The sequence below is a fragment of the Nocardia sp. NPDC058176 genome, from assembly GCF_042883805.1.
Lineage (GTDB): Bacteria > Actinomycetota > Actinomycetes > Mycobacteriales > Mycobacteriaceae > Nocardia.
On sequence record NZ_JBHVVA010000002.1, the window covers coordinates 856,172 to 875,823 of the forward strand.

Annotated in this window: 18 protein-coding genes and 3 pseudogenes; 13 read left to right on the plus strand and 8 right to left on the minus strand. The window is 66.6% G+C overall.

Going from position 1 to position 19,652, the window contains the following annotated elements:
* Positions 1–78: 78 nt before the first annotated feature.
* From ACFVVM_RS16510 to ACFVVM_RS16530, 5 genes are read right to left on the minus strand one after another with little or no spacing between them, the layout of a single operon-like run.
* Entirely contained in the window at positions 79–210 is a 132-nt protein-coding gene (locus ACFVVM_RS16510) for a hypothetical protein (RefSeq protein WP_387618371.1), read from the minus strand.
* A gap of 21 nt (positions 211–231) precedes the next feature.
* On the minus strand, positions 232–1,062 hold the full coding sequence (locus ACFVVM_RS16515; protein ID WP_387618374.1) for an SDR family NAD(P)-dependent oxidoreductase: 831 nt from the start codon (positions 1,060–1,062) through the stop codon (positions 232–234).
* 16 nt (positions 1,063–1,078) lie between these two features.
* Positions 1,079–1,489: a MaoC/PaaZ C-terminal domain-containing protein gene (locus ACFVVM_RS16520; protein ID WP_387618377.1), complete on the minus strand. Its 411-nt coding sequence runs from the start codon at positions 1,487–1,489 to the stop codon at positions 1,079–1,081.
* Positions 1,486–1,944: a MaoC family dehydratase N-terminal domain-containing protein gene (locus ACFVVM_RS16525; protein ID WP_387618380.1), complete on the minus strand. Its 459-nt coding sequence runs from the start codon at positions 1,942–1,944 to the stop codon at positions 1,486–1,488. The genes ACFVVM_RS16520 and ACFVVM_RS16525 overlap by 4 nt, the downstream gene beginning before the upstream one ends.
* A gap of 1 nt (position 1,945) precedes the next feature.
* The gene (locus ACFVVM_RS16530) at positions 1,946–3,127 is read right to left on the minus strand and encodes a lipid-transfer protein (RefSeq protein ID WP_387618382.1); all 1,182 of its coding nucleotides are present in this window, start codon (positions 3,125–3,127) and stop codon (positions 1,946–1,948) included.
* A gap of 285 nt (positions 3,128–3,412) precedes the next feature.
* On the opposite strand from ACFVVM_RS16530, the gene ACFVVM_RS16535 reads away from it, so the two are divergent.
* Both ACFVVM_RS16535 and ACFVVM_RS16540 read left to right on the plus strand, forming a co-directional pair.
* Positions 3,413–4,948, plus strand: coding sequence for a long-chain-fatty-acid--CoA ligase (locus ACFVVM_RS16535; protein ID WP_387618385.1), 1,536 nt, complete (start codon positions 3,413–3,415; stop codon positions 4,946–4,948).
* A 106-nt stretch (positions 4,949–5,054) separates the two neighbouring features.
* Positions 5,055–6,566 carry an AMP-binding protein gene (locus ACFVVM_RS16540; RefSeq protein WP_387618387.1) on the plus strand — a complete coding sequence of 504 codons (1,512 nt, stop codon included), beginning with the start codon at positions 5,055–5,057 and terminating at the stop codon, positions 6,564–6,566.
* Between the two features lie 31 nt (positions 6,567–6,597).
* Here ACFVVM_RS16540 and ACFVVM_RS16545 read toward each other — a convergent pair whose 3' ends face one another.
* Positions 6,598–7,284 carry a TetR/AcrR family transcriptional regulator gene (locus tag ACFVVM_RS16545; protein WP_387618390.1) on the minus strand — a complete coding sequence of 229 codons (687 nt, stop codon included), beginning with the start codon at positions 7,282–7,284 and terminating at the stop codon, positions 6,598–6,600.
* Positions 7,285–7,311: 27 nt separating this feature from the next.
* Positions 7,312–8,322 (minus strand): SDR family oxidoreductase, encoded by a 1,011-nt coding sequence (locus tag ACFVVM_RS16550; protein ID WP_387618392.1) that lies wholly within the window; start codon positions 8,320–8,322, stop codon positions 7,312–7,314.
* A gap of 117 nt (positions 8,323–8,439) precedes the next feature.
* Between ACFVVM_RS16550 and ACFVVM_RS16555 the strand changes: the two genes are divergently transcribed.
* From ACFVVM_RS16555 to ACFVVM_RS16600, 10 genes and pseudogenes are all read left to right on the plus strand, one after another.
* Positions 8,440–9,249: an enoyl-CoA hydratase/isomerase family protein gene (locus tag ACFVVM_RS16555; RefSeq protein ID WP_387618395.1), complete on the plus strand. Its 810-nt coding sequence runs from the start codon at positions 8,440–8,442 to the stop codon at positions 9,247–9,249.
* Positions 9,246–10,097, plus strand: a complete 852-nt coding sequence (locus tag ACFVVM_RS16560; protein ID WP_387618398.1) for an enoyl-CoA hydratase — start codon at positions 9,246–9,248, stop codon at positions 10,095–10,097. Before ACFVVM_RS16555 ends, ACFVVM_RS16560 begins: the two co-directional genes overlap by 4 nt.
* Positions 10,098–10,208: 111 nt before the next feature.
* Positions 10,209–11,660 (plus strand): MFS transporter, encoded by a 1,452-nt coding sequence (locus ACFVVM_RS16565; protein ID WP_387618401.1) that lies wholly within the window; start codon positions 10,209–10,211, stop codon positions 11,658–11,660.
* 93 nt (positions 11,661–11,753) lie between these two features.
* Positions 11,754–13,656, plus strand: a pseudogene (locus ACFVVM_RS16570) (fumarylacetoacetate hydrolase family protein).
* A gap of 173 nt (positions 13,657–13,829) precedes the next feature.
* On the plus strand, positions 13,830–15,068 hold the full coding sequence (locus tag ACFVVM_RS16575; RefSeq protein WP_387618403.1) for a cytochrome P450: 1,239 nt from the start codon (positions 13,830–13,832) through the stop codon (positions 15,066–15,068).
* On the plus strand, positions 15,065–15,292 hold the full coding sequence (locus ACFVVM_RS16580; RefSeq protein WP_387618405.1) for a ferredoxin: 228 nt from the start codon (positions 15,065–15,067) through the stop codon (positions 15,290–15,292). Before ACFVVM_RS16575 ends, ACFVVM_RS16580 begins: the two co-directional genes overlap by 4 nt.
* A gap of 8 nt (positions 15,293–15,300) precedes the next feature.
* Entirely contained in the window at positions 15,301–16,911 is a 1,611-nt protein-coding gene (locus ACFVVM_RS16585) for an AMP-binding protein (RefSeq protein ID WP_387618407.1), read from the plus strand.
* Positions 16,912–16,957: 46 nt separating this feature from the next.
* Complete coding sequence (locus ACFVVM_RS16590; protein WP_387618410.1) at positions 16,958–17,671, plus strand: hypothetical protein; 714 nt, start codon at positions 16,958–16,960, stop codon at positions 17,669–17,671.
* A gap of 109 nt (positions 17,672–17,780) precedes the next feature.
* Complete coding sequence (locus ACFVVM_RS16595; protein WP_387618412.1) at positions 17,781–18,017, plus strand: hypothetical protein; 237 nt, start codon at positions 17,781–17,783, stop codon at positions 18,015–18,017.
* On the plus strand, positions 18,017–18,799 hold the full coding sequence (locus tag ACFVVM_RS16600) for a hypothetical protein (protein ID WP_387618415.1): 783 nt from the start codon (positions 18,017–18,019) through the stop codon (positions 18,797–18,799). Before ACFVVM_RS16595 ends, ACFVVM_RS16600 begins: the two co-directional genes overlap by 1 nt.
* A gap of 330 nt (positions 18,800–19,129) precedes the next feature.
* Here the strand turns inward: ACFVVM_RS16600 and ACFVVM_RS16605 are convergent.
* Positions 19,130–19,255: pseudogene (locus tag ACFVVM_RS16605) on the minus strand (arsenate reductase ArsC); the annotation flags it as partial.
* A 175-nt stretch (positions 19,256–19,430) separates the two neighbouring features.
* On the opposite strand from ACFVVM_RS16605, the pseudogene ACFVVM_RS16610 reads away from it, so the two are divergent.
* Positions 19,431–19,559 (plus strand): annotated as a pseudogene (locus ACFVVM_RS16610) (sensor histidine kinase KdpD); the annotation flags it as partial.
* Positions 19,560–19,652 lie beyond the last annotated feature (93 nt).

A 19,652-nucleotide genomic window follows, 5' to 3' on the forward strand; every position in this document is an offset into this window, starting at 1 on the left:
GCTCCTTCGATGGTGCGCTGTCGCCACCCCTCGACACGAAGCGGCAACCGCCGGCAACGCTATCCCGGCGGAGAAACCTCATCGTCGGTCGCGAAGAGGGCGGACGTCGCCACCGAGATCGTCGACGGCCAGATCGAGGTCGAGCTCCATCGGCCGCCAGGTCAGGGCATTGAGCCGGTGCGGCCGATCGAACCTCGCCGGCGAGGTCATCGTCGATCTCGGTGGCGATCATCAGAAGTTGAATCCGCCGCCGCAGATGAGCGTCTGCGCGCTCACGTAGTCGGATTCGGGGCTGCACAGCAGGTATACCGCTCCCGCCGCCTCGGCCGTGGTTCCGGCGCGGCCGAGCGGGATACCCGCTTCCATTGCCGTGAGCAGATCAGGGTTGACGCCCACTTTGATCTGCTTGCCCGCCACATCGATACTGCCGCCGCCACCGGCTGGCGACTCGGTGAGCCTGGTCCGGATCAGGCCGAAGGCCACGGCGTTGACGGTGACGTTGTAGCGGCCCCACTCCTTGGCGAGTGTCTTGGTGAGTCCGAGGACGCCCGATTTGGCGGCTGAGTAGTTCGACTGCCCGACGTTGCCGCCGGTACCCGCCACCGACGAGATGTTGACGACCTTGCGACACGGTACGGGCGTGCCCGCCTGCCGCGCCTCCTTCACCAAGCCGCTGATCACCGGCTGTGCGGCCCGCAGGATACGGAACGGCGCGGCGAGATGGACGTCGATGATGGTGTCCCACTGCTCGTCGGTCATCTTCTGGATGACCGAATCCCAGGTGAAGCCGGCGTTGTTGACGATGATGTCCAGTCCGCCGAAGGCGTCGACTCCGGCCTGGACGAACTGCTCGGCGAATCCGGGCGCGGTGACGCTGCCCGGTACCGCGACCGCCTTGGCGCCGATCGCTTCCACAGCGGCGACGGTCTCCCGGGCCGGATCGGCGTCGAGGTCGTTGACCACCACCGAGGCACCCTCGGTGGCCAGCTTCAGCGCGATCTCCCGGCCGATCCCACGCCCGGAACCGGTGACCAGCGCGACCTTGCCGTCGAGTTTTCCCATGATGTCGAAAGTCCTTTCAGAGGGCGACAACCGCGTTGCCGGTGAGGGTGACGGTGCCGTCGGCAAGGGTGACGGTCAGGTCGAGGTGGGCACGGCGTTCGCCGTACGCGTCCTCCACGGAGGTCACCGTGCCGGTGGCGGTGGGCCGCGCGTGGACGGCAGTGATCGATCCGAACCGCACGGTGAAGGTGCGAATCCGTTCGGGCGCGGTCCAATTCGTCAGCAGTCTGCCCAGGTAGGCCATGGAGAGCATGCCGTGGGCGAAGACGTCGTCGAGGCCGGCGGACGCGGCCACATCGGTATCGACGTGGATCGGGTTGTGATCGCCGGACGCTCCGGCGAACAGTGCGAGCGTGGTGCGCGAGACCGGTTCGACGGTCAGGGCGGGCAGCTCGGTACCCACCGTGATCTCGGAAGTGAGGGTCATTGGCCTGCTCCTGGGGTACGGACCACGATCACCGACGTCAACTCGGCGATCAACACGTCGTCGGCGCGAGTGATGGTGGTGTCCTTGACGATGAACTCCAGCGCGCCCCCCTTCTTGCTGTACACGTCGGAGATTCGAGGTGTCGCGGTGACGACGTCACCGGCGTGCGCTGGTGTGTAGTACGTGAACCGCTGCTCACCGTGCAGCGCGAAGCGCAGGTCGACGCCCAGGGGGAGGAGCCAGGCGAACGGGTCCGGCTGCTCCATTTCCACCGCGAACAGAAAGGTCGGCGGGACCGGTATCGCCGGGTGTCCGGCGGCGCGTGCCGCATCGTCGTCACTGAAGACCGGGTTGGTCTCGCCGATCGCTTTGGCGAAGAACTTCAATCGGCCGCTGTCGAGCGTGAGGGTGGTGGTGGGCAGCGTCGTGCCGACCACCACCGGATCGATCGCCATGTCAGCTCACCTTCTCGTACAGCGTGACCACAGCCGCTCCGCCCAGCCCGAGATTGTGCTGCAGTGCGACCCGCGCGCCGTCGACCTGGCGTTTTTCCGCCAGGCCGCGGAGCTGCCACACCAGTTCCGTACACTGCGCCAGACCTGTCGCCCCGAGCGGGTGCCCCTTGGACAGCAGGCCGCCCGAGGGGTTGGTGACGACGCGGCCGCCATAGGTGTTGTCACCGTCGGCGATGAATTTCTCCGCTGTGCCTTCGGGAGTGAGTCCGAGCGACTCGTAGGTGAGCAACTCGTTGGCGGTGAAGCAATCGTGCAGCTCCACGACGGAGATGTCGGCCGGGTCGACACCGGACGCCTCATAGACATTGCGTGCCGCGGTCTTCGCCATGTCGTAGCCGACGATGTTGATCATCGAGTCCGCGAACGTGGAGTCGAAGTCGGTCACCATCGACTGTGCCGCGATGACCACTTCCGTCCGCAGGCCGTTGGCTCGGGCGTATTCCTCGCTGACCAGGATCGCGGCTGCGGCACCGCTGGTCGGTGGGCAGCATTGGAGCCGGGTCAGCGGACCGTAGATGACCGGCGAGGCCAGCACCTCTTCGACGGTGATCGGATCCCGGAAGACGGCGTAAGGGTTGTTGGCGGCGTGGCGGCGGGCTTTCACCGAGATCTGCGCGAACACCGCCGGGTCCATCCCGTACCGCTCGGCGTACTCGCGGCCCGCACCACCGAAGTACTGCGCGGCGAAGGGCGCGTCGCTCGACCCCTGGAGACGTTGGACGACGGGGTCGAAATGGTCGAACGGCGACGGCCGGTCCGGGAACACTGCCCCCAGGGCCCCCGGCTGCATCTGTTCGAACCCGACCGCCAGAGCCACGTCCACGACGCCGTGTTCGACGGCCTGCCGGGCCAGGAACAGTGCCGACGACCCGGTGGAGCAGTTGTTGTTCACGTTGACGACCGGGATGCCCGTCGTGCCGAGCCGGTACAGCGTCGACTGGCCACAGGCCGAGTCGCCGTAGACGTAACCCGCGAAGGCCTGCTGTACGGCGGTGTAGTCGATGCCCGCGTCGGTCAGCGCCGCCCGCGCGGCGCGCTCGCCCAGGACGTCATAGGTCTCGCTGTTGCGTGGCGTGGTGAACGGAACCATCCCGACGCCAGCGACCACCACTCTGTTACTCATTCGCACTCCTAGTTAGTTTGCGTTCGGTTAGTCAACCATAAACGCACATCTAGCTACATTTGTCCCACGATCTTCCGGTATTTACAACTCTTGACGATTCGCTTACGCTCCATTAGGGAGATGTGAATCACACCTTGCCAGGGCGCTCCTCGCGGCCGGGTCCAACCCGGGTCCTGGCAGTCGGATGCCTCGTCGCGAGATCGCGATGACGTGCGTCGCGGGGAGGTCCACGTCGAACCCGAAGCCACGTACGAACCGATTGACCGATCCGGTAGGAGCCCAACGATGTACCTCACCCAGTCACTGCACCGCGCGTTGCAACAGGATCCGGATCGGATCGCGACCGTTTTCGGTACGAGGGTGCGCACGGTCGCGGAGTCCGTCGATCGCATCGCGCGGTTCGGTGCATTGCTGCGCGAGTTCGGGGTCGAGCCCGGCGACAGGGTGGGCATCCTCGCGCTGAACTCCGACCGCTACCACGAGTACCTGTTCGCGGTTCCCTGGATCGGCGCGGTGCTCAATCCTGTCAACATCCGATGGAGCCCGGCCGAGGTCATTTACTCCTTGCGTGAATCCGAGACGAGGATCCTGCTCGTCGATGACGCGTTCGCCCAGGTCGTTCCGGCCTTGCGGGAGGGGCTCCCCGACCTCGAGACCGTCATCTACATCGGCGACGGCGAGGCGCCGTTCGGTACCGCGAATTACGAGGAGCTGATCGCGAACGTCGAGCCCGTGCCCGATACCCGCACCGGCGGCGAGGCATTGCTCGGTGTCTTCTACACCGGCGGAACCACCGGGCATCCCAAAGGGGTGATGCTCACGCACGACAATTTGGTCGCATCAGGCCTGGGCGGGCTCGCGGCCGGGCACGTGCTCTCCCATCACGGGCGGATGCTGCACGCGGCGCCGATGTTCCACCTCGCCGACTTCGCGCTGTGGACGATGGGCAATCTCGCGGGGGCGACCCACTTCATGATCCCGATGTTCACGCCGGTCGCCACCCTGCGCGCGATCGCCGAGCATGCCATCACCGACACGTTGCTCGTCCCCACGATGATCCAGATGGTGGCCGACGAACCGACCGCGGCCGACTACGACCTGAGCAGCCTCGTGCATTTTCTCTACGGTGCGTCGACGATCCCCGAGAGCGTCCTCACGCGCGCTCGCGAGCTGTTCCCGGCTGCGTCGTTCACCCAGGCCTACGGCATGACCGAGCTCTCACCCATCGCGACCATGCTCTCGCCTGCTGATCATGACCACCCGATTCGGTCCAGGTCGGGTGGGCGGGCGGCGCCGCACACCGAGGTGCGCATCGTCGACGAGCACGACAACGAGGTGTCGCGCGGCCAGGTCGGCGAGGTCATCGTGCGCGGCGACAACGTGATGCTCGGTTACTGGAATCGCCCGAGCGATACCGCGGCCGCGTTGCGCGGTGGGTGGATGCACACCGGCGATGCCGGGTACATGGACGACGACGGCTACGTCTTCATCGTCGACCGTTTGAAGGACATGATCATCACCGGCGGTGAGAACGTCTACTCCGCCGAGGTCGAGAACGCACTCTCCAAACACCCCGCGGTGGCGACCTGCGCCGTGATCGGCCTGCCTGACGACCGCTGGGGCGAGCGCGTCCACGCGGTGATCGTTCTGCACCCGGACACACCCGCCACCGAAGCGGAACTGGACGAGCACTGCCGGTCGTCGATCGCGGGCTACAAGACCCCGCGCAGCTGGGAATTCGTCGACGCGCTGCCGATGTCCGGCGCGGGCAAGATCCTCAAACGCGAACTGCGCCAACGGCATCAGACCGCCGAGGCATGACCGGAAGATCTGTCAAAACGCCAGCGGCGCAACGTAAATGGCGCCGCATGCCGCGGGACGTCGAGCGATCGGCGGCCGCGCTCAACCGAAGAGATCGAGGACAACCATGACAAACACCTCCGACGTGTCCCCGACGGCGGACGAACTACCCCTGCCGATCGGAGACCAGCTCGCCCGCCTCGCGGCGCAGAGCCCGGACGCCCCGAGCGTGACCTGTGACGGGGTGACGCTGACCAGGCGCGAACTGGATCGCAGCACCAACCGCCTGGCCCGCGCGTACGAGGAACTCGGTGTGCGCCAAGGCGACTACGTCACGATTGTGCTGCCCAACGGCATCGAGTGGGTCCAGGCCGCGGTGGCGGCCTGGAAGCTGGGCGCGACCGTCACGCCGCTGTCGGCGCGGCTGCCCGAATCGGAGTTCGCCGCCATCATGGCGCTCGTTCCCCGTGCGCTGGTGGTCGGCCGAGATACCGCCGGGTTGGCCGAGGCGAGCGTGCCCGCTGGTTTCGAGCCGCCGGCGTCGTTGTCGGATGAGCCTGTTCCGTCGCGCGTCGCACCGAGCTGGAAGGCCCTCCCTTCGGGCGGCAGCACCGGCCGGTCGAAGTTGATCGAGGCCACCGAGGACAGTCGCCTCGATCCGCGGATGGTCGCGGCGGCCTTCGGTTTGCGGCCGGGCACCACGCAGCTCGTGGTCGGCCCGCTGACCCACAATTCGCCCTTCGTGGCGCTGATCAACGGACTGCTGGTCGGTCAGCACGCGGTGGTGATGTCCCGGTTCGATCCGCGGGAATGCCTGCGGCTGATCGCCGAGTACCGGGTCGGCTGGATTTCGACGGTCCCGACCGTTCTTCAGCGGCTGCTGCCGGTCCACCGCGCCGACCCGGATGCCTACGACCTGTCATCGATCGAGCGCGTCTGGCATCTCGGTGCCGCGTGCGCGCCCGAGCTCAAACAGGCCTGGATGGACATCCTCGGACCCGAGAAGGTGTGGGAGCTCTACGGTGGCACCGAGGCGACCGCGCTCACCGTGATCAACGGCGTCGACTGGTTGGCGCATCGCGGCTCGGTCGGCAAGGTGGCCATCGGCCGCATGACCGTCCTCGACGAGGAGGGTACGGAGTGCCCGCCGGGCACGGTGGGCGAGATCTACATGAAGCCGCCGGAGGGCGTGGGAGCCACCTACCGCTACATCGGGTCGGAGTCGGTCACTCGCGACGGCTGGGAGACAATCGGTGATCTGGGCTGGTTCGACGAGGACGGCTACCTCTACATCAGCGATCGGCGCGTCGACATGTTCAACGTGGGTGGCCGCAAGGTCTACCCGTCCGAGATCGAAGTGGTGCTCAACGCGCATCCCGCCGTGCTGTCGAGCCTCGTCGTCGGAATACCCGACTCCGACCTCGGTGCGGTGGGATACGCACTCGTGGAAGCGGACCCGGCGGCAGGGCTGAACGAGGATGTGGCGAGTGCCTACCTCGCCGAACGACTCCCGGCCTACAAGATGCCGCGCTATTTCGAATTCCGCGACGAACCCCTGCGCGACCTCGCAGGCAAAGCCCGCCGGTCCGCGGTGCGCGACGAAGTGATCGCCCGAATGGGCACCTCGACGGGGAACTGACCGCGCAATGGCGCGAGGCCGTGCCCTCCGGTCAGTCGGCGGCGGGCACGGCCGGGTCGCTGTCGGGTCCGTGGTCACCGTCCGCACCGTGACGTGCGGGCTCGGCAGCCCACACGTCACGGATGTGATCATCGATGAAGGACGCGAAAGTTTGCAGAGACGCATCGAGATCGACGTCATCCGGATCGATCAACGCTTGCAGGTGAATACCCATCGCCGCACCGTTCAAGGCGGTGGCGGTCGCCCGCTCACGAGCCGTGGCGTGGGCGGGATCCACCCCCTCGGGCCGGTGCGTGCGCAACCAGCGCTGGAGGTCCCTGCGCTGATTGCGCAGAAATTCCTGGTACTGCTCGTGGACCGCGCCGCTGCTGTTCATCGCCTCGGTCAGCACCATGAAGATCATCGCCGAACTGTTGTTGCCGCCGCGGATCCAGACGGCGTAGTCCCGCAGTACCTGCGCCAGCGGCGGCACGGATTCGTACCGGCCCGCGCCCATGAAGCGGTCGATCGACCGGGCAACGACCGCCATGACCAGTCCGTCTTTGTTCTTGAAGTGCCATGGGATGCTGCCCCGACTGATTCCGGCCCGTTCCGCGACGTCGGAGAAGGTGGTCCGTTCGACGCCGCGTTCGGCGAACAGGGATTCGGCCGCGTCCAGGAGCCGGCGTCGGCTCTCGTCGCCGATCTCATCGATGCGGCGTTGCCGTCCAGAACTCACGCCGGACATCCTAACGCGCGCCCGGATTCAGACCTTTGTCGCCGACGTTTCGAAGAAGTCCTGCGCATGATCCATGGCCGCGATGATCGCGTCGGTCCGCTGCCGCAGGAGCTCTGTCGTGGTGTTGCGCGTGTTGATGTACGCGGCGTTCGACTCGACGGCCTGCACCGTGTACTCGCCCACCAGATCGGGATCGAGCCCGTGCAGGTGGAGGATTTCGTGAACGAGGTCGAGCATCTGGCCGGTCCGGGCGGTGTGGTCTCCCGCCTCGGCGGGACGGAGCCGGCGGGTGTTCTCGACGATATCGGTGGCCACGGGCCCCGGGCTGAGGACGGATACACCGATGCCGTGATGGGCGAGTTCGAATCGCAGGGATTCGCTCAAGCCCACCACCCCGTACTTGCTGGCGGTGTAGAGGAACCCGGAGCCGCCCGCGACCAGGCCCGCCTCGGAGGCCGTGTTCACGATGTGGCAGCGGCGCGGCGACTCGATCATGTCCGGTGTGAAGGTCTGGATCCCGTTGTACACGCCTCCCAGATTGACGCCCAGCATGTGATCCCACATCTGGTACGACATCCGGCTCGGGCTCGCCGAATCCGCGATACCCGCGTTGTTGAACAGCAGGGTCACCTCGCCCAGATCGCGTTTGACCTCGGCCGCCACCCGCGCGTACTGCTCTCGATCCGAGACATCCAGTTGATAGGAGCGCAGCCGTGTCGGATCCGCGTCCTCGCCGAGGTCGATCGGCTCCGGGTACTTGTCGGCGATCGCGACGATCGCGCCCCGGCGCAGCAGTGCGCGGACGATACCCCGCCCGACGCCGCGCGATCCGCCGGTGACGAAGGCGACTCGGTCCGCGAAGTCGTCGATCCCTGGCTGGGTGTCGGGATCGACGGTTCGCTGGAGGGCCGAGTTCTCGCCGGTCAGTACGCCTTCCCACGAGGAGTCCGCGGACTCCGGGTTCAGGTACTCGTCCGCCGGGTCCACGGCGGTGAGCGTTGGTTCGATGTCGTGACCTCGGGTGACGTTGTCCGGCATGGCTTCTCCTCGGCTTGTCTTCGGGGTGCGGTCGGCCACGAGCGGTGCGCTCACCGGACGACATCTCACCCCCGTCGAATGGTTGTTCAACTCTATGCTGGCTGTTACAGTGACGGTGTGTCAACGGTGATGAAAGCAACAGTGCCGGGCAGTCTCGTCCTGGCGGAGGTGAGCGATGGCGTCGGCGTCATCGTCCTCAACCGGCCTGAGCGGCTGAACGCGATCACGCACGCGCTGCTCGTCGAGTTCGAGGCCGCGCTGGCCGAGTTGGGTCGCCGCTCCGATGTCGGTGCCATCGTGTTGACGGGTGCCGGTCGAGCGTTCTGCGCCGGACTCGACTTGGAGGTCGGCGTGGCCGACCCGGCCGAGTCCGACCCGGTGGAGGCGATGTACGCCGGCATCCGAGCCGGCGCGGCGGTGACCCGAGCGATCGCCGAGGCCGACGCACCCGTGATCGCCGCCGTGCGCGGGCACGCGGTGGGAGCGGGTTTCGCTTTCGCTGCCGCCGCCGACATCCGGATCGTCGCTCCCGACGCGCGATTTTCCGCGCCGTTCCTGCGTCTGGGCATGTCGGCGGGGGACTTGGGACTCTCTTACTTCCTGCCGCGGATCATCGGACACGGCCGGGCCGCGCACCTGATCTACTCCGCCGGAGCGCTCACGGCAGAAGAAGCCGTGGCGGCGGGACTCGCTGCCGACATCGCCGATGATCCGCTGGCGGCGGCCAAGGCGCTCGCGAGCGAGATTGCCAAGCATCCGAAATACGGGACGCGGTTGAGCAAACGACTCCTCGGCGCCGGGGCGGATTCCTCGCTGCGCGAACACCTCGACGCCGAGGTGAGCGCGCAGACACTGGGCGCCTTGACCGGCGCCGCCCGCACGGCGATGGCCGCCGCGTCACCCGTGCGGCGGAGAAGGGAAGCATGACCATGCCCGAGAACAGCTTCACGAGAATCCGCTACGAGGTCCCGCGGGAGCGGGTGGCCCGCATCACGCTGGCCCGGCCCGAGACGCGCAACGCGCAGGACTACCAGATGCTGCACGAGCTGGACACCGCGTTCCAGCGGGCCACGCTGGACGACGACATCCGCGTGATCATCCTGGCCGGTGACGGCCCGCACTTCTCGTCCGGACACGACCTTCGCAACACCGCGACAGGTGCCGACTTCCCCCCGCGGAACATGACCGGTGGCTACGCCCAGCCCGGCCAGGCGGGCGCCATGGCCAATGAAGAAGAGTTCTACCTCGGGATGTGCTGGCGCTGGCGCAACATCCCGAAACCGACCATCGCGCAGGTGCAGGGCAAGGTGATCGCCGGCGGGCTGATGCTCGTGTGGCCGTGCGACCTGATCATCGCCGCCGAGGACGCGACCTTCTCCGACCCGACCGTCGCCTTCGATCTCAACGGTCACGAGTACCACACCCACCTCTGGGAGCTTGGTGCGCGCAAGGCCAAGGAGATGCTCTTTCGTGGACACGCGCTCACCGCGCGGGAAGGCGAACGGCTCGGCATGGTCAATCACGTCGTCGAGCGCGACCGGATCGAGGATTTCACGCTCGAGATCGCGGGTGAGATCGCCCAGCGCCCACCGTTCGGGCTCAAGCTCGCGAAGCTCTCGGTCAACAACGCCCTGGAAGCGCAAGGTCAGCACAATGCGCTGAACTCCGCGTTCGCCCTCCATCAAGCCGGGCATGCCAACGCCCGCGCTGTCCATGACGGATTCCCGGTCGACCCGAACGGGATCGACGCGATCCGCCGGCTGTCCCAGATCTGACTATCACCGATAGCCAGCACCAGAGAAAAGAGAAACCCATGGACAACGGTGCTGTTGTTCTCCTCGCCGTCGCCTTGCGGTGCGGCCTCCGGCTCTCGGAGATGAGCGGTCATGTCGAACATTGAGCAACGGTGGGGGACACTGGCCGAGCGACCTGCGATCTTCCTGATCACCTTGCTCATCATCGAGGCCACGGGGGCGTTCGAGACATCGATGGTCTTGGTCGCGATTCCCACGATGGCCGAGGAGTTCCAGGTCGACCTCCTCACGATGTCGTGGGTGGTGACGACCTTCCTCGTGACCGGCGCGGCCTCGGCGGCGATCGGCGGCCGGCTCGGCGACCAGTTCGGCCGCAAACGCGTACTGCTGGTGCTGCTCGCCGCCTCGCTCGTCGGCTCGCTGCTCGGCGCCCTCTTCGGCGGGAACTTCGCGATTCTGTTGCTGGCCCGAGGTTTGCAGGGCACGAGCGCCGCGGTGCTGCCCCTGCTCATCGGGCTGGCTCGGGAAACTTCCGATCGCCGTCGGCTGCCAACCGTCGTGGCGGTGACCGGCGCCGCCGCAGTACTGGCCACCAGCATGGGAGCCCTGACGAGCGGCATCCTCGTCGATCTCGGCGACTGGAAGCTGATCTTCTGGGTGTCGTCGGTGCTCGCATTGCTCGGCTTGATCGCTGGAACGGTGGTGCTGCGCGAAACGCCACGGGCCCAGAACGCGGCGCGGCTCAACGTTGTCGGTGGTCTGCTGTTCGCGCCAGGGATCGCGGCGATCCTGCTCGGCATCACGTTCGCGGCGCGGGACGGTTTCACGGGGTCGGCCACCGCGTATCTGATCGGCGGCTCGGCGATTCTCGCCCTGTGGGCGAATCGGGAGTGGCGGGCCGACATCCCGATGATCAATGTCCGCGCACTCTTGACGCGGGCGGTCGGGTTCCCGCAGATCGCGATGTCGTTGCTCGCCGTCGGAGGTTTCGCGACCGCGGCGCTGGCCCTACCGATTCTGATGCAGAGCCCCAGCGAACTGCCGGTCGGATTGGGACTCAGCGCGACCTTCACCGGAGCCGTGGTGGCCGGCGCGGGTTTGGCGGCTTTCGCGCTGTCGCCGATAGCGGGCCGTGTCGCACTGCGGTGGGGCGGGCGTAGCGCACTTGTCGTCAGCACCTGCCTACTGCTCGGCGGCTTCGTGATCCTGCTGTTCTGGTACAGCAACGTTGTGCTCGTCGTGGTAGCGGGCGCGCTCGTCCTGACCGGCGTCGCCTGGGCGGTCGGGGCGCTGCCGAACGTGATCGTGGAAGCGGTGCCTGCCGAGAACACCAGCGAGATCATCGGGGTCAACATGCTGCTGCGCACCGTCTTCACGGCGATCGGTACCCCGGTCGCCGCGTTGATCCTCAACTCGTCGACCGTGCCCGGCACCCGAGCGCCCACGCAGACGGCGTGGGTGTCGTTGACGGCCTGGGTGCTGGTGATGTCAGTGCTCGCACTGTGCGTGATCCTGGCGCTCCCCAAGCGTGCTGCCCGCGACGTCGCCGCCGGGGAAAGTCCGGAAGGAGCGCTGGCGATGTGAACGACATGCGAAGAACGCCGCGATGCTGTCTGTCCGAATTGGGAAAAGTCGAGGTCATGAGGACCCGTGTTCTGAACGAAGGTGACTGTTGATATGCGTTGGGTGACATACGAATCGGAATCGGGGCGCCGCGTCGGCGTACTCGACGGCGATCGCGTGCTCGGATTGACCGGTGAGTCGACCATGCTCGACCTGCTGGAGGCCGGGCCGACGGCGATGGCCGAGGCAGCCGACGCCGCGCGCCGCTCGCCCGCGGAAGTACGGCAGGTCCAGGAGACGAGTTTGGCAGCGCCGCTGCCGAATCCGCGGTCGGTGCGGGACGCGCTCTGCTTCCTCGGCCATTTGCGCGGCTGCCTGCGCGCGGTGGGATTGGGCGAGATGGAGCTCCCGCCGGTGTGGTCGCAGATTCCCGCGTTCTATTTCGGGAACGCCGGAGCCGTGCTCGGCCCCAACGACCCAGTCGATATCCCGCCGGGCTGCCAGTGTTTCGACCTGGAACTCGAGCTGGGGGCCGTGATCGGTACCGGAGGGCGCGACATCGCACCCGAGGCCGGCGAATCGCATATCGCCGGATTCACTTTCTTCTGCGATTGGACCAACCGCAACGCCCAGTGGCACGAATCGGCATTGAACATCGGCCAGGGCAAATCAAAGGACATGGCTGTCACGCTGGGGCCGAGCCTGGTCACCCTGGACGAGGTCGAGCAGTTCCGGGTCGACGGGAAATTGGCGTTCGAAGTCAGCGCCAGCGTTAACGACACCCTGTTGACCAAAGGCTCGATGAGCCAGATGGATTGGTCGTTCGGCGACATCATCGCCTACGTGTCCCGCGGCGTGGATCTGCGACCCGGCGACGTCATCGGCTCGGGCACGATTCCGGGCGGCTGCCTGCTCGAACACGTCGACACCCCGAGCCCGGCCGAGTACGCGGGGTGGCTGAAACCTGGTGACGTGGTGTCGCTGCACAGCGAAGCCCTCGGCACCACTCGCCAGACGATCCGTGCCACCACCGGCACCTTCCATCCACTGCATACGGGGTTCTGACATGATTCCTTTCACCAAAGGCCTGCACGAAGTCGGCGACGGAGTCTGGGCGTGGCTCGCGCCGGACGGCAGTTTCGGCTACAGCAACGCCGGCTTGGTCCGCGGCGGCAGCCGAACTCTGTTGGTGGACACGCTCTTCGACCTGAACCTGACCGGCGAGATGCTCGACGCGATGGCGCCGATCACCGCGAGCGCGCCGGTGACCGACCTGGTCAACACCCACGCCAACGGAGACCACTGCTACGGCAATCAGTTGCTGCCCGAGGGCATCCGCATCCACGCGGCGGCCGAGGCCGTGCACGAGATGCACGAGTCGCCGCCGGAACTGGTCGGGTCCATCGCCGGCATGGATCTGGGACCGGTGCTGGGGTCCTACGTCCAGAAGCGGTTCGGCCGATTCGACTTCACGGGCATCCACATGCGTGAACCGAACACCATCGTGGACGGTTCGACGACGGTCGACCTGGACGGCAGGAAGGTCGAGATCGCCGTCCTCGGGCCGGCGCACACCTCCGGCGACGTGGTCGTCAACGTGCCCGACGCGGGGGTGCTGTTCACCGGTGACCTGCTGTTCGTCGGTGGGACGCCGGTCATGTGGGCGGGACCGCTCGAGGGTTGGATCCGCGCACTCGACACCATGATTTCCTGGCAGCCCCGCGTTGTTGTGCCCGGGCACGGCCCCGTGACCGACGTGTCGGGTCTCGCCGATATGCGCGAGTACCTCCGGTACATCGACAAGGAGGTGGAAGCGGCCCGGGACGCCGGCAAGGACTGGAAGCGGGCGGCCTGGGAGATCGACCTCGGACCCTACGAGGACTTGCACGAAGCCGATCGCATCGTCGCGACGGTCTATCGGATCTACCGCGATCGCGACCCCGGCACGCCCGAACTGTCTGGGGTGGACCTGTTCACCGCGATGGCCGAGTGGGAGTCCGACAGGGGGCGGGCCTGAGATGCGCGGGTCAGGCTCGCACGCAGCGCAGATCGATCAGGGCGTCGATCAGCGACCACTTGCTGTCGAAGTAGAAGTACGCCCCCGAGCGCGACCTGCCCACGCACGTCGCTACGTGATCGGCCCGCGTCGGGCGCCGTCGCCGTAATCCACATCACCTCTAGGAGACTGCCATGACCACTGCTCGAACCACCGCAGCAGCAGACCTGCTCATCGGGAAACTGTTCGGGGGCGCCGTCGAAGATCCGTTTCCGCTCTACGACGAACTGCGCGAACTCGGCGACGGAATCCACGTCCTCGAGGGCTTGAACGCGCACATGATCACGCGTCACGCCGATGTCCGTCGGATCTCCGGCGACCACAAGACGTTCTCCAGCGAGATCTTCGAGGGGAGCTCTCCGAGCATCCACAACCCCGACGATCCCGAGCATCGCCGGTTCATCGACACCGCCAGCCAGCTGTTCATGTTCCACGACCCGCCCCGGCACACGCGCGGACGCTCGACCTTCCGGCACGCGTTCACGCCGAACGCGGTGCGCGGGTGGCAGGCCGAGGTCGAGCGGGCGGCCGACCGGTCGCTGGCTCGCTATCACGCGGGCCAGGAGATCGACATGATGACCGGCCCGGCCGCCGAGGTGCCGGTGGCGGTGATCGCGGCGATCCTCGGTGTGCCCGACGAGGTGCAGCCGAAGTTCCGGGAATGGTCCTACGGCTACGCCTCGACCTTCGACCCGATGGTGCTCGGCGACGACCGCGACGCCGCGATCCGGGCGAGCCTCGAGCTGTTCGACTACCTCGCCGGCTTGATCGCCCAGCGCCGGGCCGAGCCCGCCGACGACCTCGTCTCGCACATGCTCGGTACCGAGACCTTCGACGGCGACCGGCTCTCGGACGGTGAAATGCTGTCGCAGCTGGCGCTGTTGCTCGTCGCCGGCAACGAGACAACCACGAACCTCATCGGCAACGGCGTCACGCTGCTGCTCGACCACCCCGAGACCAGGGCTGCGCTGATGGCCGACCCGGCGCGTATTCCCGGCGCCGTCGAAGAGATGCTTCGGTTCGAACCACCGCTGCACTATTCGGGGCGCAAGGTGACCGTGGACACCGAATTCAACGGCAGGCACTTCCCGGCCGGGTCCATGGTGTTGCTGAGCCTCGGTGCGGCCAATCGCGACCCGCGCGTGTACGACGATCCGCTGCGATTCGACATCGACCGAACGGAGCCGCACCTGTCCTTCCTATACGGCATCCACTTCTGTGTCGGGGCGCACCTGGCCAGGCTGGAGGGCCGGGTGTTCTTCGAGAAGCTGCTCGCCACGTACCCCGACTTCGCGGCGGGCGCCGAACCCGCGCAGCGGCGGCGGCTGAACATCGTCGCGCGCGGGTGGGACAAGCGTCCGGTGCGGCTGTGAGGCGCCTGCGCGTCACCGTGCACGCGGAGGCCTGCATGGCGAGCGGGGCGTGCCGTCGCGCGGCCCCGACGGTGTTCGGAGAGACCGACGACGGGTGGGTTTCGCTGTTCGATCCCACCCCGGTCGGGCACATCGAGGAAGTCCTGCTGGCCGCGCAGCTGTGCCCGATGGCCGCGATCGACATCGAAGAGTACGACCCGGCCCACTCAGAGATCGACCGATAGGTGTTCCGATGAGGGAGCTCACGCTGAAAGCGATGTTCGTCGCCGCGCTCGACCGGTTCGGTTCGCGTCCGGCTGTGCACGATCGCGGGATCAGCCGCAGCTACGCGCAGATCGTCGTCGAGGCCAACCAGTTGGCGCACCGATTGCGAGACGCGGGTGTCGGTCCCGGGGTCGGCGTCGCGTTGATGATGTCGAACCGCGCCGAATACGTGGTGGCGGACCAAGCCGTGATCCGGTGCGGCGCGGTCAAAGTGCCGTTGAACGACATGCTGTCGTTCAACGACATCGACCATATCCTCCGCGACAGCGGCGCCCGAGTGGTGATCGCCGACGCCGAAATGCTCACCCAGGTCCTGCGGACGACGGCGCCGCAAGTGGAACTGATCATCGCCACGGAGGCGCCCGCCGACGCTCCCGACCGGGTGGTGGGGTGGAACGACGCGCTGGCCGGGCAGTCGGTCACCGCGCCGGACATCGATCCCGCGCCGACGGATCTCGGCATGATCATGTACACCGGCGGGACAACGGGGCGGCCCAAGGGAGTCATGCACACCCAGCAGGGGTTGACCCTCAATCTCCTTGCCCACGTGATCGAGATGGGTCTTCTCGACGACGAAAGGGTGCTGCTCACTACGCCGCTGCCGCACAGTGCGGGATTTCTGCTCCAGGCCGGAATGCTGAAGGGCGCATGCCATTACCTGGAGTCGAAGTTCGATGCCGAATCGGTGCTCGAGCGCATGGCGGTCGATCGCGTGACGTTCACGTTCATGGTGCCGACCATGATCTACCGCGTGCTCGACCATGCCGCGGACCGGGATTTCGACGTGTCCTCGATCCGTACCATCCTCTATGGTGCGGCGCCGATCACGCCCGAACGGCTCCACCAGGGCCTGGAGCGGTTCGGGCCGGTGTTCATGCAGCTCTACGGTCAGTCCGAGGCCCCCAACTTCCTCACCCGCCTGCGCCGGGAGGACCACCGTGCCGACACCGACCGGCTCGCCAGTTGCGGGCAGGCGGCGACGATGTCCACCGTCAAGGTTGTCGACAGCGCCGGGCGTGAGCTCCTGCCCGGCGAAGTCGGCGAGATCATCGCGCTCACGCCCTACACCTTCAGCGGCTACCGCGACCTTTCCGAGCAGACCGAGAAGGCGCTGCGCGACGGGTGGCTGTACACCGGGGACATCGGCCGCATCGATGACGACGGATTCGTCTACCTGCTCGACCGGAAGAACGACATGGTCATCACCGGTGGCATGAACGTCTACTGCACCGAGGTGGAACGGATCGTGGCGACCTGTCGCGGCGTGGCCGACGTCGCGGTGGTCGGGATCCCACACCCGGACTGGGGCGAGGCGGTCGTGGCCTTCGTCGTCCCGGAGGACGGCGCCGTCGTCGACGAGTCCGAACTGTTGGCGGTGTGCCGGGCCGAACTCGCCCGATACAAGCAACCCAAGGCGATCCGGGTCGTCGACACCGTGCCAACGACCAGCTACGGCAAGCACGACAAGAAGGCGCTGCGCGCGAGTTGGCCGGGGTGGGGGCTGAATTCAGACAGCGCACCTTCTGCGAGCGCTGAAATCCAAAGCCATTGCGCAGGCCCGAGTCGAGGCTGGCGATGAGCTGATCATTCCCGAATGATTTCCCGATGAGAAAGTAGAAAGTACGATGCGTAAAACAACAATCGTGGCAGCCTTGGCCACGGCTGCCATCTCGGTCCCGGCCGGGATGATCTCCCCAGCGTCGGCCGCGGCCGAGGCGGGTGTGAACTACTCGGCGACCAGCACTGCCACCGATGTCAGCATCGTCACCGATGCCGGATCGCTGGTGGATGAGGATGGGGTGTTCAAGATCAAGGCCCCGAACGGGACGGTGCTCGCCGGCACCGAGTTGTCGTTCCGGGTCGATGATTTCGTGTTCCCCATCGCGGCGCAGATCAAGGACCGGACCGCGACGCTGACTCCGCAGTTCGATGTGGAGCATGCCGTGTACAAGCCGGTGGCGTTGCCGTTCGAGAACCAGGCGCCCTGGCGGACAGAGTATGAGCGTGAACAGGCGGCATGGGGCCGCCTGACCAGCACCATCGTGATGGGAGCCTCGATCGGTGCCCTTGTCGGCGGCATCGGCGGCAGTGCTATCGGTTGCGTGCTCGGTGGCATCGCCGGTGCCACCGTCGCGGCGGCCACGATCGTCGGGCTGTTCGGGCCGTTCCTGCCCGCAGCGGCGATCGGCTGCCTCGGCGGCATCCTCGCCGTCGGCGCGCTGGGCACGCTGGCCGGACAGCTGCTGGTCACAGCACCTGTCGCGATCCTGGCCGCGGTGCAGTACTTCACCACCATCAACCAGCCCGCTCCCACTCCTGCACCCGCTCCCGCGAAATAGCAGTAGGCGCTGCCGTCGAGTCCGTAGTCGACGGTAGCCCCTCGCCCGCACGCGGCGGCACTTCGCCGATACACCGCGACCAGCCTCACAAAAACCGTTTGGCCACAACATGTTCGAGAACCCAGCACCACAAACCACAGAACACGACGTCGTCATCCACATCCACTGGACCGACATCAGGGGCGAGTGCTGGGACCTGTTCTACCAAGCGTGCACCAGCGCTGCGCACCGGTTCATCACCGCGTTCAACGCCACCCACAGCAACGGTGAAGCCATTCCGCGCGCCAGCACCACGGCATTGCTGCTGCCCCGACTCCCCTGTGAACGAAACTGGGTAATCCCCTGATGGCCACGCCAGATCCCCTCGACCCGCCACCCTCGGTGCATGACTGCACCGAGGACCCTGGGCCTATCCACTCCTTCTTCGCCGCGATGGCACTGTTGATAAGCGCCGAAGGCTGCAGTGCCGCGCACTGCGCGACCCGCGCCCGCGCCGAGCAGGCGCTCGGGCGAACGAGCGTGGGTGGGAGCTCGTCTCGCGGGTGCCAGTCGGGATTGGAAGAGGCCGTGACGCAGCGAATACACGAATACACGACCACGCGTGCCGTCTTCGAGACTTCTGCGGCTCGCGTGTTCTGCCGCATCGATCCTGGGCTCGTCGACCGTGACCATGCCGGAACGCTGGTGAGACTGCACCACAAGTGCGAGGAAGCGCGGTGCCGCCCGAAGATGCGCGGCCTACAAGCACTGGCACCGGTCAGTTATCGGTGTCCGCCACCGCGGTGCCCGATCTCCGATGCGGCAATTGCATCTGTGGTCACGAAGTTTCACGCGGCGACCTCAGTGCTGCACGAGGCCAAGAAGGACTTCTACGCGCATAAGCTCGGTGCCGAGCAGACCATGGTTACCGCGATCGCGGAATACGCTGCCGCCCGCTGCCGCCGTGACTTACTCTTTCTGCGCGCGTTGCCTGCAGACGGCACCGTTCCCGAGGTCGTGATCACGAATTTTCGCATCGACCGCACCGATATCCACCGCCTCGTGCCCTTCATCGACCAACCGCTTCCCCTGCTGCGCGGAGGTGTCGCGAGCGAGTCGCGATACGGCCGAGACGCGACAGATCGATGACTGGCGTCGTTCACACCGAACTGGTCCTGCTCGCAATCTTTCTCCTTGCCACATGGTTCTCCAGCGTTGTTCGGGAAACATCCATGACAGCCCGCCTCGCCCGATTCTGTGCGAAGTGGAGCGAAATACTGGGCGTGATCGGAGACTCGGTCGATCAAAGGCAGGCCGACACCCTAGCGGTCGATCGCGATAACGCTCACGGGCGTCCTGCATCTCAGAAGATCGATAGGAGATAGTGCCTCGACGTGCCCGACTTCGTTGAAGTCGGCCGTCTGCGGACATCTCGTGCATACGCCAAGTGCATGGTGGGAACGCGGGTTCAGTGAACCGGGACAGGAATCCGGCGGCCATCTGGGAGCGTCCGGCGTTGTGGGTGCACAGGAACAGCACGGTGGGTGCTTTGCCCTCGACGTGGGCCGGGGCGTGCAGGCGTTGTCGGGTGAAGCGACCGCGCAGGTGCTGCGGCTGGTCCTGTGGCCTGCGGCGGCGATCTCCGCGCTGGACATGGTGTCGTCAGATCGCCGCTGCCGAAAAGGCGCCGGATGGCCGGTCGCCGAGGAGCCGGTCGGCGCCGAGTCCGCGTACCGATCGGGCCGAACTCGCGTGACGGTGGAGCCGTGAACGCGGCGAACTGCGCATCTACCTCGGCGGGGCGCCGGGTGTCGCCAAGATCTACGCGGTGCACGCCGAGGCCCACCGACGCCGCGAACGCGGTCACGATGCGGTGGTGGTAGTAGCCGAGACCATGGGCGCGTCGAGACCTCAGGTCTGCTCGACGGCAGCAATTCGTGCGGTCGGAAGAGGGTCCGGCATCGTCGGATTATGCTTCCGGCCGGTTCGCAGAGTTGTTGGC